General features: G+C 71.1%; 13 protein-coding genes and 2 tRNA genes. 7 read left to right on the top strand and 8 right to left on the bottom strand.

Going from position 1 to position 12,137, the window contains the following annotated elements:
* Positions 1–15: 15 nt before the first annotated feature.
* The 5 genes from QRY02_RS06985 to QRY02_RS06965 form a co-directional block, all read right to left on the bottom strand.
* On the bottom strand, positions 16–1,104 hold the full coding sequence (locus QRY02_RS06985; RefSeq protein ID WP_285990679.1) for an RICIN domain-containing protein: 1,089 nt from the start codon (positions 1,102–1,104) through the stop codon (positions 16–18).
* Between the two features lie 117 nt (positions 1,105–1,221).
* Complete coding sequence (locus QRY02_RS06980) at positions 1,222–3,102, bottom strand: glycoside hydrolase family 127 protein (RefSeq protein WP_285990678.1); 1,881 nt, start codon at positions 3,100–3,102, stop codon at positions 1,222–1,224.
* 13 nt (positions 3,103–3,115) lie between these two features.
* Positions 3,116–3,919, bottom strand: a complete 804-nt coding sequence (locus QRY02_RS06975) for a carbohydrate ABC transporter permease (protein ID WP_285990677.1) — start codon at positions 3,917–3,919, stop codon at positions 3,116–3,118.
* Positions 3,916–4,842, bottom strand: coding sequence for a carbohydrate ABC transporter permease (locus QRY02_RS06970; RefSeq protein ID WP_285990676.1), 927 nt, complete (start codon positions 4,840–4,842; stop codon positions 3,916–3,918). The genes QRY02_RS06975 and QRY02_RS06970 overlap by 4 nt, the downstream gene beginning before the upstream one ends.
* 2 nt (positions 4,843–4,844) lie before the next feature.
* The gene (locus QRY02_RS06965) at positions 4,845–6,152 is read right to left on the bottom strand and encodes an ABC transporter substrate-binding protein (RefSeq protein ID WP_285990675.1); all 1,308 of its coding nucleotides are present in this window, start codon (positions 6,150–6,152) and stop codon (positions 4,845–4,847) included.
* Between the two features lie 189 nt (positions 6,153–6,341).
* Between QRY02_RS06965 and QRY02_RS06960 the strand changes: the two genes are divergently transcribed.
* Positions 6,342–7,373, top strand: coding sequence for a LacI family DNA-binding transcriptional regulator (locus tag QRY02_RS06960; protein ID WP_285990674.1), 1,032 nt, complete (start codon positions 6,342–6,344; stop codon positions 7,371–7,373).
* On the opposite strand, the gene QRY02_RS06955 is transcribed toward QRY02_RS06960, so the two are convergent.
* Entirely contained in the window at positions 7,370–9,277 is a 1,908-nt protein-coding gene (locus QRY02_RS06955; RefSeq protein WP_285990673.1) for an RICIN domain-containing protein, read from the bottom strand. The genes QRY02_RS06960 and QRY02_RS06955 overlap by 4 nt on opposite strands.
* Before the next feature lie 138 nt (positions 9,278–9,415).
* On the opposite strand from QRY02_RS06955, the gene QRY02_RS06950 reads away from it, so the two are divergent.
* The 3 genes from QRY02_RS06950 to QRY02_RS06940 are packed head-to-tail and all read left to right on the top strand — an operon-like array spanning position 9,416 to position 10,764.
* Complete coding sequence (locus tag QRY02_RS06950) at positions 9,416–9,574, top strand: RH3 domain-containing protein (protein ID WP_103335892.1); 159 nt, start codon at positions 9,416–9,418, stop codon at positions 9,572–9,574.
* A gap of 1 nt (position 9,575) precedes the next feature.
* Positions 9,576–9,920 (top strand): VOC family protein, encoded by a 345-nt coding sequence (locus tag QRY02_RS06945; protein WP_285990672.1) that lies wholly within the window; start codon positions 9,576–9,578, stop codon positions 9,918–9,920.
* Between the two features lies 1 nt (position 9,921).
* The gene (locus QRY02_RS06940; RefSeq protein WP_285990671.1) at positions 9,922–10,764 is read left to right on the top strand and encodes a class I SAM-dependent methyltransferase; all 843 of its coding nucleotides are present in this window, start codon (positions 9,922–9,924) and stop codon (positions 10,762–10,764) included.
* Here the strand turns inward: QRY02_RS06940 and QRY02_RS06935 are convergent.
* Positions 10,761–10,877: an SDR family oxidoreductase gene (locus QRY02_RS06935; protein WP_285990670.1), complete on the bottom strand. Its 117-nt coding sequence runs from the start codon at positions 10,875–10,877 to the stop codon at positions 10,761–10,763. The two genes, QRY02_RS06940 and QRY02_RS06935, sit on opposite strands and share 4 nt — an antisense overlap.
* 4 nt (positions 10,878–10,881) lie before the next feature.
* On the opposite strand from QRY02_RS06935, the gene QRY02_RS06930 reads away from it, so the two are divergent.
* Positions 10,882–11,145 carry a CGNR zinc finger domain-containing protein gene (locus QRY02_RS06930; RefSeq protein WP_285990669.1) on the top strand — a complete coding sequence of 88 codons (264 nt, stop codon included), beginning with the start codon at positions 10,882–10,884 and terminating at the stop codon, positions 11,143–11,145.
* A gap of 6 nt (positions 11,146–11,151) precedes the next feature.
* On the opposite strand, the gene QRY02_RS06925 is transcribed toward QRY02_RS06930, so the two are convergent.
* Positions 11,152–11,781 carry a TetR/AcrR family transcriptional regulator gene (locus QRY02_RS06925; protein ID WP_285990668.1) on the bottom strand — a complete coding sequence of 210 codons (630 nt, stop codon included), beginning with the start codon at positions 11,779–11,781 and terminating at the stop codon, positions 11,152–11,154.
* Between the two features lie 192 nt (positions 11,782–11,973).
* Between QRY02_RS06925 and QRY02_RS06920 the strand changes: the two genes are divergently transcribed.
* Positions 11,974–12,043, top strand: a tRNA-OTHER gene (locus QRY02_RS06920).
* A gap of 8 nt (positions 12,044–12,051) precedes the next feature.
* Positions 12,052–12,124 (top strand) — tRNA-Asn (locus QRY02_RS06915).
* The last annotated feature ends 13 nt before the right edge of the window (positions 12,125–12,137 follow it).

Below are 12,137 nucleotides of genomic sequence, written 5' to 3'. Positions count from 1 at the left end.
TCCGGTTTCAGGGGTTCAGAAGAGGAAGGAGCCGTACGGGCCGTTGAGGATCCCGTTCTTCTGGCTCTGGCTGAAGTGGGTGTTCGGGTAGTCGTAGAACGACGCCGACATCGGCGTCCCGTCGGTCGAGGTGGAGTCCGGCAGGCCGAAGGCGTGGCCCAGTTCGTGCACCATGCCGCCGTACCAGCGGTTCATCGGGCCGTTGATCCCGGCCGCGCCGTCGGCGTCGTGCTGGCAGAGGATCACCCAGCCGTTGCCGCCACCACCGCCCGCGCCCTGGCCCTCGGCGATGACCTCGCCGACGTTGATCCACCGGCTGTCCCCGTCCCGGACGCCGAACCGGCGCACCAGCTCCTGTTGCATGTTGAACACGGCCCACCAGTAGCGTTCGCCGCCGTTGGGCGTGTTCTCGTACCAGCTCTTCACGTGCTCGCCGGTGACGACCTGGACGACGGGCTCGGTGAGCCGGAACGTCTTGCCCAGCTCCTGCCGGTAGTACCGCTGCGCTTCCCGCAGCACGTTCGCGATGCCGTCGGGGTAGCGCTGGTCGAAGGGCACGTCGGACGGCCGCAGCAGCCACACCCGCACGGTCTTCTCCGGCGGGTTCTGCGGATCGCCACCGCCGGAGGAGTAGCCGGGCAGCCGCCACGCGACGGCCGTGCCGCAGGCCAGCTGGACGAGCAGCGCGTTCACCGCCGTGACGCACTTGCCCGAGCCGACGGCGACCAGCGTGAAAGCGCTTCCCGTAGCCTGGAGGCGAAACTGCTGGTTCGTCCCGGAGTGGCAGGCGTACTGGATCACCGCGGCATTGTCCGCAGTGGACGCGCCGTAGATGTCCACGCAGCTGCCCGAGGTGAACGTACTGACGGTGTAGACGTCACCGGACACCGGGGTGAACCGGAACGACTGCCCCGCGCCGGAATTGCAGCCCGCCCGGGTCAGCTGGACTGCACTGTTCCCGTTCGGGACGGTGGCACACTGGCCGCTCGAGGAGTCGACCACCGTGCTGGTGAACGCGGTCGCGGCCAGTGCACTGCTCGCGGACAGCACCGAGAGCAGGCCGGCCACGAGGCAGAGCACCACGGAGGCAGCCAGCCGCGCCACGCCACGGTTGTGCCGAAATACCACAGGACGCATCATCGGGTCCTCGCAATCTTCGGTTTTGTGAGCGTTGACATTGGTCGGCTGGGTGCGCTCCCGGGTGCCGATCAGGGGACGGAACTACTCGGTGGCGACCGGGATCCAGACCCGCATCGGGCCGCGTTCCCGGTTGCCCCACAGGAAGTACGGGACGGCGGTCAGTCCGACCGGCTCGCCGGGCGTGGTGTCCCCGGCGCCGTACAGCGCGCCCGACGCGGGGACCTCGACCCGGCCGGGCGCGGTGAGGGCCACCGGCACGTCGGGCCGCGACGCGTCCGAGAACGGCGCCGCCGGGTCGAGCCGCACGTCCTCGAGGGCGACGCCGTGCGGGAGGTCGGCCTGCTCCAGGCAGTACACGAGCGGCCCGCGCGTCACGGCGACGCAGCCGCGCACGGCGTCGATCCGCGGGTGCGGCCGGACGACGCGGGCGGCCATCGGCAGTTCGAGCGTCACCGTGGTCCCACCCGTCCAGTCGCGCCGCACCTCCGCGTAGCCGTCGCGGACCTCGGCGGGGACGCCGTCGATCAGGGCGCCCCCGGCCCAGCCGGGGACGCGCAGGGAAAGCATGAGCGGGGTCGCCGTGGTCACGGTCAGCTCGACGCGGCCGTCCCACGGGTACCGGGTCCGCGTTTCGACGCGGACGTCGACACCGTCCACAGTGGTCCGGATCGTCCCGGCGGCGTACAGGTGCACCTGCAGGCCACCGGGATCGGTGGTCGCCACGTAGCCGGACAGCGAGGCGACCAGCCGGGCGAGGTTGGGCGGGCAGCAGGCGCACGAGTACCACGGCAGGCGCTGCGAGGGGGCGTCTTCGTGCGAGCCGTCGTGACCGGTCCGCAGGTGCAGCGGGTTGGAGTAGAAGAAGTGCGTGCCGTCGAGGGCGGTCGACCCGGCGATCGCGTTGTACAGCGCGCGTTCCATCTCGTCGGCGTACTTGCCCTCGCCGGTGGCCAGCAGCAGCCGCCAGTTCCACTGGAAGCTCGCGATCGCGGCGCAGGTCTCGCCGTAGGCCCGGTCGGGCGGCAGCTCGTACGGGTCGCCGAACGCCTCGTCGCGGTGGCGGGAGCCCTGGGCACCGGTGAGGTAGGTCTTGGCCCCGAACGCGTCGGCCCACAGGCGGCGGGCCGACTCCAGCAGCGCGTCGTCCCGGGTCTCGACGGCGACGTCCACGACGCCGGCCAGCAGGTAGAGCTGGCGCACGACGTGCCCGGCGACCTCGTCCGCCGCGCGGACCGGCACGTGGTCCTGCAGGTACCGCGAGCCGAACCGCTCGCCGTCGAGCAGGCCGTGCCCGCGCAAGTCGAGGAAGCGCAGCGCCAGGTCGAGGTACGGCCGATGCCCGGTCACGCGGTACAGCTCCACCAGCGCCGTCTCGATTTCCGGGTGCCCGTCGACGTCGTCCACGGCCGCGAACCGCTCGACGATCAGGTCCGCGAAGCGGCGGGCGACCGTGACGAGCTGGGCGCCGACCCCGGCCCGGGCGGCGGCGACGGCGGCCTGGATCAGGTGGCCCGCGCAGTACAGCTCGTGGCTCCAGTGCAGCTCCCGCCACTTCAGGTCCGGCTTGTCGACGCTGAAGTAGGAGTTCAGGTACCCGTCGTCCTCCTGGGCCTTGGCCACCAGGGCGGCGGTGGTGTCGAGGAACGCGCGGAGCTCCGCGTCACCCGGGTCGCGGCCGAGCTGCCAGGCGGCGGCTTCGAGGGTCTTGTAGACGTCGGAGTCGGAGAACCACATGTTGCGGCGGTCGCCGTCGACCTCGCCGGTGACGCGGCGGAGGTTGTCCAGCGCGCCCGCCGCGTCGAGCTGCTCCACGCAGTGCGGCAGGGTCCGGTTCGCGTTGCGCGCCTGCCAGCCGCCCAGGAGGCTGTCCGGCGCGAAGGCGGTGGCGCCGAGGAACAGCGGCCGCAACGCCGACTTCGCGGTGGACGTGGGGTGGACGGGCCCGAGGATGCGTTCGGTCATCGAGTGCTCCTTCTCAGCCCTTGAGGGCTCCCGAGGTGAAGCCGCGGACGTAGTACCGCTGCAGGACGAGGAAGACCGCCACGCACGGCAGGGCGGAGACCACCACTCCCGCTTGCAGGGCCCCGAAGTCGACCGAACCGAGGCTGCCGGACTGGAGGTTGAACAGCGCGACCGGCAGGGTGAACTTCTCGCCGTCGGTGAGGAAGATCAGCGGGGCGACGAACTCGTTCCAGGCCGCCAGGAACGAGAACAGCGCCACGGTGACGACGCCGGGAAGGACGCCGCGCAGCAGCACCCTTCGCAGCGCGCCGCCGATCGAGCAGCCGTCGATCAGCGCCGCCTCTTCGAGTTCCACCGGCAGGGCTTCGAAGGAGTTGCGCATCATGAACAGGCCGAACGGCAGCTGGAGCACGGCCATCACCAGGCCGAGGCCGAGCAGCGAGTTCTGCAGGCCGAGCCAGCCGAGCAGGATGTAGAGCGGGACCAGGATCGTCGTGTAGGGGACCATCAGGATGGCCAGGGTGACCAGGAACAGCAGCGTGCGCCCGGGAAAGGCGAGCCGGGCCATCGCGTAGCCGCCGAGCGTGGTCGCCACCACCGTGACGGTCACCGCGACCAGCGCGACCACGGTCGTGTTGACCAGGTAGGTGCCGAGGCCACTGCCGTAGTCCGCGAGCCGCCGGTAGTTGTCTGTCCCGGAGTCCCCGGCTTCCCGCCCGCTGAGCGACGAATACAACGTCCACAGCAGCGGCAGCAGGAACAGCACCACCAGGGCGGCACTCGTGACGTGCAGGCCCGCGGCCCGGAACCGGTTCACTTCCCCTCCCGGCGGATCAGGCGCAGCTGGGCCACGTTGAGGACGATGAGCACGGCGAGCGTCGCCACCGAAACCGCGGCGGCGCGCCCGAGGTCCTGCGACAGGAACGCCTCGCGGTAGATGTCGATGACGACCGTGGCCGTGTCGTGGCGGCCGCCGGTGAGGATGAAGAACTGGTCGAACGCCAGCAGCGAGCCGGTCAGCGACAGCACCATCGCCAGGGCGAGGGTCGGCCGCAGCAGCGGCAGCGTGACCCGCCACAGGATCTGCCACCGGTTCGCGCCGTCGATGCGCGCGGCCTCGTACAGCGCCGGGTCGATGCCCTGCAGGCCGGTCATCAGGATCAGCATGTAGAACCCGGCGAACCGCCAGGTGATCATCCCGACCGTCGAGCCGAGCGCGCTGCCGCCGGAGCCGAGCCAGTCCACCCGGCCCAGTCCGAGGAAGTCCACCAGGTGGTTCAACGCCGACGAGTCGGTGTTGAACAGGCCGTAGAACAGCAGGCTCGTCGATGCCAGGCCGACGGCGCTGGGCAGGAAGAAGACCGTGCGGGCGAAGCCGGTGCCGCGCCGGTCGTGCTGCACCAGCAGCGCCAGCCCGAACGCGACCAGACTGAGCACAACGGTCGTGACCAGCGTGTACTTGAGCGTGAACCACACCGCGCGCAGGAACAGCGGGTCGCTGAGCGCGTCGTAGTTCTTGACGCCGTTCGGGTAGGACGCGCCGACCAGCGGCCAGTGGCTGACCGACATCCACAGCATCAGCCCGAGCGGGATGACGAAGAAGACGGCGACCAGCACGGCCATCGGCGCGGCGTAGGCGATCCCCAGCCGGCGACGGCCCCGGGCGATCGAGCCGCGGCGGCGGGGTGCCGGCGCCGGGGTCTCCGGCGCCGACACCCGCGGGGGAAGCAGCGACACCATGATCAGCTGCCGCCGGAGAGGGACTCGGTGACGGCCTGGTTGCGCTGCTTGAGGATCGATCCGGCGTCGCCGCTGCCGAAGACCGCGTCGATCACCGTCGCCGTCCAGGGCCCGTTGGTGTCGTTGAACGTCTTGCCGAAGTTGACCGAGATCGGCGTCTGGCCCTGGCTCGCGAGCCGGTTGAACACGCCGAGCCGCGGATCCTGCTTGGCGTAGGTGTTGTCCGCGAGATCGGACCGGACGGTGATGTTCTTGCTCTTCGCGACGACCTCGACCTGGGCCTGGTCCGACAGCGTCCAGGCGATGAAGTCCCACGCGGCCGCGGCGTGCGTGCTGTTGCCGCCGATGCCCAGCACGTCCCCGCCGACGAAGGATGAGCTGCCGCCGGTCAGGCCGGGGATCGGGGCGACGCCGACCTGCAGGTCCGGCCCTTCCTTCATGCCCTGCAACGCGGTCGCGCCCATCGGCTGGATGCCGATCTTGCCGTCGAGGAAGGACTGCGTCCAGGTGGGCCCGGACTCGTTCTTCGCCGACGCCGGCACGACACCGTCGGCGTAGAGCTGCCGGAGCCAGGAGTAGACCTTCCCCGCTTGGGGGCTGTCGAGCGTGGCCGCGGTGCCCTGGTCGTTGAGCACCGTGCCGCCGGAGGCCCAGATCATCGGCCAGCTGGTGAACAGCTGGCAGCCCGGGCAGGCGCCGCCGAAGAAGTAGCCCTTGGTGTCCCCGCCGAGCGCGGCGATCTTGCGCGCGTCGGCCGCTATTTCGTCCAACGTGGACGGTGGCTTCTCCGGATCGAGACCGGCCCGGGTGAACAGGACCTTGTTGTAGAACACCGCGGACAGGTCGATGTCGTGCGGCACGGCGTAGTGCTTGCCCCCGGCGGTGGCCGCCTTCATGTGCGCCGCCGCAAGGCTGCCGCTGAACGGCAGCTGCGTCACCCGGGCGGTGAGGTCGAGGAACAGGCCCTTGGCCGCGTAGTTGGGCGCGTAGACGACGTCGGCCGCCAAGAGGTCCGGCAGCTGCTTCGCGCCCGCGGCCGTGCCGACCTTCTGCTGGTAGGAGTCGGCCGGGAAGACGGTCAGCTTCACCTTGTTCTTGTGGCTCGCGTTGTAGGCGTCGATCAGCGTCTGGCTGAAGGTCGCCGTCGGCGAGCGGGTCCACATGGTGATCGTGGTGCCGTCGTCCACGCTCGCGGTGTCCCCCGCGGCCGCCCCGGACGGCCCGCTCTGGCAGGCCGCGAGGACGAGTACGCCGGCGACGGCGGCTGCGGCACGCCCCCACCGTGCCGTGGTCCGGATGTGCGAAGTCATCGACTCTCTCCTAACGGGAGGCCGCCGCCTGCGGTGTCGAAGAAACGGTGTCGAAGAAAAACCAGGAAACTTTCAGAAACCGGTTTCCGACTCAAGCTAGGGCCGATCGATCAGCACGTCAAGGGGCTGTTTGCCGTAGTCTGCGCTGTTTCGTTGGGTCGCGGCCGTCGGCGGAGGTACTGTGCCACCATGCCCCCGCGGAAACTTTCGGAAACTCCCGGCGCCGTTGCGAAGCCGGCCACGATCAGCGAGGTCGCCCTGCTCGCGGGCGTCTCGGTCGGCACCGCGTCGAAGGCCCTCAACGGCCGCGGGTCACTGCGCGCGGAGACCCGGCAGCGGGTGCTGTCGGCGGCCGAGCAGCTGGGGTTCCAGCCCAACCGCGCGGCGGTGACCCTCAACTCCGGGCGGACCTACACCGTCGGCATGATCACCACCGACACGATCGGCCGGTTCAGCATCCCGCTGATGATGGGCGCCGAGGACGCCCTCGGCGCCGGGGAGATGTCGGTCTTCCTCTGCGACGCCCGCGACGACCCGATCCGCGAGCAGTACTACCTGCGCACGCTGCTGTCCCGCCGGGTCGACGGCATCATCGTCACCGGCCGCCGGACCCAGGCGCGCCCGCCGATCGGCGCGGACCTGCCGATCCCGGTCGTGTACGCCTTCATCAGCTCGGCCGACCCGCACGACTGTTCCGTCGTGCCGGACGAAGCCGGCGGGGCGCGCACGGCCGTCGAGCACCTGCTGGCCACCGGACGGCGCCGCATCGCCCACATCACCGGCCCCGAGCGGCACCACTCGGCGACCGTGCGCGCGACGGCCGCCGCCGGCCGGCTCGCCGAGGCCGGGCTCGACCCGGCCGGGGCCCCGATGTTCGGCGAGTGGAGCGAGGCGTGGGGCCGGCAGGCGGTGCGGATGCTGCTGGGCGCGGGCACCGGCTTCGACGCCGTCTTCTGCGGCAGCGATCAGATCGCCCGCGGCGCCGCCGACGCGCTGCGGGCGGCCGGCCGCCGCGTGCCCGGCGACGTCGCCCTGGTCGGCTTCGACAACTGGGACGTCATGGCCCTGGGCTGCCAGCCGCCGCTGACCAGCGTCGACATGGAACTGGAGGCACTCGGGCGGACCGCCGCCGACCGCCTGCTGGCGGCGATCAACGGCGAGCCCTCCCCCGGCCGGCACACCCGGCCGTGCCGGCTGGTCATCCGGGAATCGACGGCCTAACGCCGGGTCCACTGCTGGTTGGTGCCGCCGCTGCAGGCCCAGAGGATGAGCTTCGTGCCGTTCGCGGTGGCCGCGCCGCTCGCGTCCAGGCAGAGGCCGGACACCGCGTTCGTGATCGTCCCGTTCGCGTTGAACGTCCACTGCTGGTTGCGCTGGCCGTTGCAGTCCCAGACGACCACGGCGGTGCCGTTCGCCGTCCCGCTGTCGTAGGCGTCGAGGCACTTGGTGCCGTTGACGACGAGCTGCCCGCGCACCGGCGCCCAGGTCTGGTTCGGGCCCGCCGCGCAGTCCCAGAGCTGCGCCTGGATGCCGTTGGTGATGCCGTTGTCGTCGACGTCGGCGCACCGTCCGGATTGGCCACCGGCGAGCTGGACGCCGGTGCTGCCGGGAAGGGGCCGGATCGAGACGCCCGACAGCTGCGGCGGAGTGCCGGAGAAGGCCAGGGTGTTGGCGTTCCCCTTGCCCAGCGACACGACGGCGGAGACGGTCTTCGGCGTTCCGCCGGTGGCCGGGAAGGCGAGGACGGTCGGCTGCTGGCCGTTCACGGCGAGGGTGGCCGTCTGCGTGCTCGTCGCGCTGTAGGAGAACGTCGCGACGGCGAGACCGGTCGCGGCGGCGGTGACGCCGGTGAACCGGGAGCCGTTGGCCGGGTAGGTCGCCGACGCCGCATCAGCGCCCTGGACGGTGAGCAGCACCGAGTCACCGGCCGGGAGGTTCACGCTGTAGCCGGTGGCGAAGGTACCGGCATCGGCGGCGCCCCAGACGTTCCGGACACGTGCCGTGGCCGGCGTCAGGCCGAGATCCGCCCACCGCACGGACATCGTCGCTGCCGAGGACGTCCGGTTGAGCAGGACCACCGCGCGCTTGCCGGATCCACTGAGGACCTTCGAGTAGACCTGGAGCCCGGCGGTGTCCTCGGCGACCTTGACGCCCTGCAGACCGCGCGGGTCCTGGTCGACGGCGATGACCTCCCGGTTCGCCAGGATCGCCTTCGTGGCCGCGCTCATCGTCGCGAGGTTGTTGCCCGCCAGCAGCGGCGCCCCCGAAACCGACCACAGGCTCATCTCCGTGCGCGCCTGCGCGTCGGTGAGGCCGGGCATGCCCACGGTCAGCATGTCCGGGTCGTTGACGTAGCCGGTGTGCTGCGAAACGGGGTGCTGCGCCTGGTCGAAGTTGGTCAGCACCTGGCCGAGGTTCGCCGTCTGGCCGTAGTAGATGATGTCCGTGCTGGTGCGCCACATCGGGGCCGTCCCGGCGCCCCAGTTCCACGGGTTCTTCTTGCCCCAGTCGCAGATCGACAGCGTGAGCGTGCGCCCGGTCTGCGCGGTCGCGGCCTTGTTGGCGTCGCTGATCGCCTGGTAGGTGCTCTTCGGGTCGAGTCCTTCGGCGTCGCCGCCGCACCAGTCGACCTTGACGAAGTCGAAGCCCCAGCGCTGGAACTGCAGCATGTCCTGCAGGTAGTGGCCTTCGCTGCCGCTCCCGGGCGCCGCGGGCCGCCCGGTCGGGAAGTAGTAACCGCAGCCGTCGCGGCCGGCGTCGGTGTAGATCCCGGCCTTGAGTCCCTTGCCGTGCAGGTAGTCCGCGATCGCCTTCATCCCGCCCGGCCATTCGGCGGTGTCCACGGTGATGTTGCCGGCGCTGTCGCGCGTGCCCTGCCACCAGCCTTCGTCGATGTTGACGTAGCGGTACCCGGCGTCCTTCAGCCCGGCCGACACGAGCGCGTCGGCCTGCGCCTTGATCGTGTTGTAGTCGATCTTGGCGGCGAAGGTGTTCCACGACGCCCAGCCCATCGCCGGCGGTGGGACGGCCGCCTCGGCGGCGGTCGTGCTCGCCGCGGCGGATCCGAAGCCGGGGACGACGCCGGCGATCAACACGAGCGCGGTCAATCCGAGGCGCAGCTTCATGGCATGGCTCCGACTTCGTCGTCGAGGAGTGTTAGCGCTAACAAATACGGCTGGATTCTTGACCCCGGCAGGGCGTGACGTCAAGAGGCGGACGGCGGGACTTGCGGAGTTAGCTTGCTAGCATGCTAGCCTGTGCTGGTGGGCGATGACGATGTCAAGCAGTTCAACGTGTACTTGCCGATCGGGTTGATCCGGCAGGTCAAGCACCGGGCCGTCGAGACCGAGCAGTCGCTCTCGGCGCTCGTCGCCGAAGCGCTGCGCGCCTACCTCGCGACCGATCCCGAAGAGGAGCACTGACATGACGACCGAGGGCATCGAGGCGATGTACCTGGAGACGCACAACTGGGGCAAAGCGGCCAAGTTCTTCCAGGCGCTGGGTTACGAGCTGGAATTCGCGACCGACCACAACTCCGGGCAGCTGCGCAACGGCGACGGCCCCTGGCTGTTCATCGCCGAGGTGCCCGAGAGCCAGGAGCCGCGAACGCAGATCGTGTTCAAGGTCCCGGACGCGGACGAGTTCGAGGCCGGCGACATCGTGGAGGTGGTCACGCCGTTCGAGGAAACCCATTACGGGACAAGGGAAATGACGGTCCGCGACCCCGACGGGCGGACGTGGACGTTGTCGGCACCGGGCGCGGCCTGACGTGGCCGCGCCGGACAGCACGGCGGTGCGCACGGCCCTGTGGCGGGCCCTGCACGTCGCCGTCGACCCGCCGCCGCACGTCTTCGCCGACGAACTCGGCCTGCGGCTGGCGGACCCGGGCGAGGACTGGCGGCACCGCGACGACATGGACCCCGCGACCGCGGGCCGCTACCGGGCCGGCATGGTGGCCCGGGCCCGGTTCGTCGAAGACCTGGTCACCGAGCAGGCCGCCCGGGGGGTCGGCCAGTACGTGATCCTCGGGGCCGGGCTGGACACCTTCGCCCAGCGGCGCCCGGAAATCGCGTCCCGGCTGCGGGTGTACGAAGTGGACCAGCCGGGCCCGCAGGCCTGGAAGCGCGCCCGGCTGGCGGAACTCGGCGTGGGCGTGCCGGACTGGCTGCACTTCGTGCCGGTCGACTTCGAGACGGCGTCGTGGTGGGACCGGCTCACGGCCGCGGGCTTCGCGCCGGGCGAACCGGCGGTCGTGGCGTCCACCGGCGTCAGCATGTACCTCACGGCGGAGGCGAACGCGGCCACGCTGCGCCGGATCGCCGGGTTCGCCCCGGGCTCCACGCTGGCGATGACGTTCATGCTGCCGGCCGGCCTCCTCGACGAGGGCGAACGCGCCCGCCACCGGGCCACCGCTCGCCGGGCGGAGGCGGCGGGGACGCCGTTCGTCAGCTCCTTTTCCCCCGGGGAAATGCTGGCGATGGCCCGCGAAGCCGGTTTCCGGGAGGCCGTCCACGTATCGGGCGCCGAGCTGGACTCGCGGTACTTCGCGGACCGCACCGACGGGCTGCGCGTCGTACGGGGCGAGGAATTCCTCGTCGCCACCACCGGCTAGACCGTCTTGACCATCCCGCCGTCGACGACCAGGTCGGACCCGCTGATGTTCGGCGCCTTCCCCGAGGCGAGGAACACGACGAGCGCGCCGATCTCCGCCGGCTCGGTGAACACCCCGGTGGGTCGCCGGCATGGTCTCGACGTAGTCCGCGAGCGGCACACCGGCCTGCCGGGCGAGGTGCTCCCCACCGAGCCCGGCGCGGTCCAGACCTCGGTGCGCACCGCCGCGGACGGTTCGTGGCAGCGGATGAAGTCCTGCGGCGCTCCGGACTGCGGCTGGGTGTTCTACGACCACAGCAAGCCACACCACGTCCGGTGGTGTTCCACGGCGGGCTGCGGGAACCGGATGAAGACCCGCGCCTACCGGAACCGGAAGGGCTGACCCGGGCTATGGCCGGGGCTGCTGCCCCAGGTACGCCCGCAGCATCGTCTTGACCGGCTCCAGGAGTTCGGGGGCGCCGTCGAGGCGGAAGGCCTCCTGGATCACGGCGTCGGCGGCGATGAACGCCGTGCGGCACGCCACCGCGGCCTCGTAGTCGTCGCGCAGGAGGTGCTGCGCGACGAGGATGCGGTGCACGCCGGTGGCCATCACGCGCTTGTGCGCGAGGTCGGCTTCCCGGGTTCCGTCGGTGAGGCCGCGGCCGAACCACAGCGCGCGGAACCCGGGCTCGGCGCGGTAGAGCCCGGCGAAGGCGTCGACGAGCAGGCCGACGGGATCCGCCCAGGTCTCCTCGGCCGCGCGCTCGGCGAACGACGTCATGAGGTCTTCCAGGCGGGCGAGGTAGACCTCGCCCAGCGCCTCGGTGATGGCGTCGCGGTCCGGCAGGTACTGGTACAGCGCACCCACCGAGACGCCGGCCTCGGCGGCGACGCGGGTGGTCGTCAGCGCCTCGACGCCGTCCGCGGCGAGCAGCCGGTCGGCGGCCGCCAGCACCTGGGCCAGCTTCTGCCGCGAGCGTGCCTGGCGCGGCACCCGGCGCAGGCGGACACCCGCTTCGATCGGCTCCGGGCCGGTCATGCGGCCTCCAACCTGAACGTGACTTTGATTCGTATTTATTCTAGCCTCGCTCCCGGCTCTCGGCAGCCCGGACTTCGCCGCCGCCCGGCGCAGTCGCCCGCTGCCGCGAAGCGGGTCCCGAGCCGCGACGGCCCGGAAAGTCGGTCGCCCCGATTCCGGCGGTGGATTACCGTTGCCGGTGCGGGAAAATCGCATGGAGTGGATCGGCGGCGGATCGCCCGGCTCGGACCGGGGGGCGCGGGTTCGAGTCCCGCCTCCATGTCCCCGCAGCTTGGAGTAGTTCAGCAGGCAGAACACCCGGCTGTTATCCGGGAAGGCGCAGGTTCGATTCCTGCCTCCAAGTCTCGTTTCACCAG

Source organism: Amycolatopsis sp. DG1A-15b (genome assembly GCF_030285645.1).
Taxonomy (GTDB): Bacteria; Actinomycetota; Actinomycetes; order Mycobacteriales; family Pseudonocardiaceae; genus Amycolatopsis.
The sequence above is the reverse complement of the archived record's forward strand: the minus strand, read 5'-3'. Positions and strand labels throughout refer to the sequence as shown.

What these genes read in the sequence shown, in the direction of transcription:
- QRY02_RS06925 (WP_285990668.1), bottom strand. Translation starts at nt 11,781, where the DNA reads ATGACCGGCCCGGAGCCGATCGAAGCGGGTGTCCGCCTGCGCCGGGTG.
- QRY02_RS06960 (WP_285990674.1), top strand. Translation starts at nt 6,342, where the DNA reads ATGCCCCCGCGGAAACTTTCGGAAACTCCCGGCGCCGTTGCGAAGCCG.
- QRY02_RS06945 (WP_285990672.1), top strand. Translation starts at nt 9,576, where the DNA reads ATGACGACCGAGGGCATCGAGGCGATGTACCTGGAGACGCACAACTGG.
- QRY02_RS06980 (WP_285990678.1), bottom strand. Translation starts at nt 3,102, where the DNA reads ATGACCGAACGCATCCTCGGGCCCGTCCACCCCACGTCCACCGCGAAG.
- QRY02_RS06965 (WP_285990675.1), bottom strand. Translation starts at nt 6,152, where the DNA reads ATGACTTCGCACATCCGGACCACGGCACGGTGGGGGCGTGCCGCAGCC.
- QRY02_RS06970 (WP_285990676.1), bottom strand. Translation starts at nt 4,842, where the DNA reads ATGGTGTCGCTGCTTCCCCCGCGGGTGTCGGCGCCGGAGACCCCGGCG.
- QRY02_RS06955 (WP_285990673.1), bottom strand. Translation starts at nt 9,277, where the DNA reads ATGAAGCTGCGCCTCGGATTGACCGCGCTCGTGTTGATCGCCGGCGTC.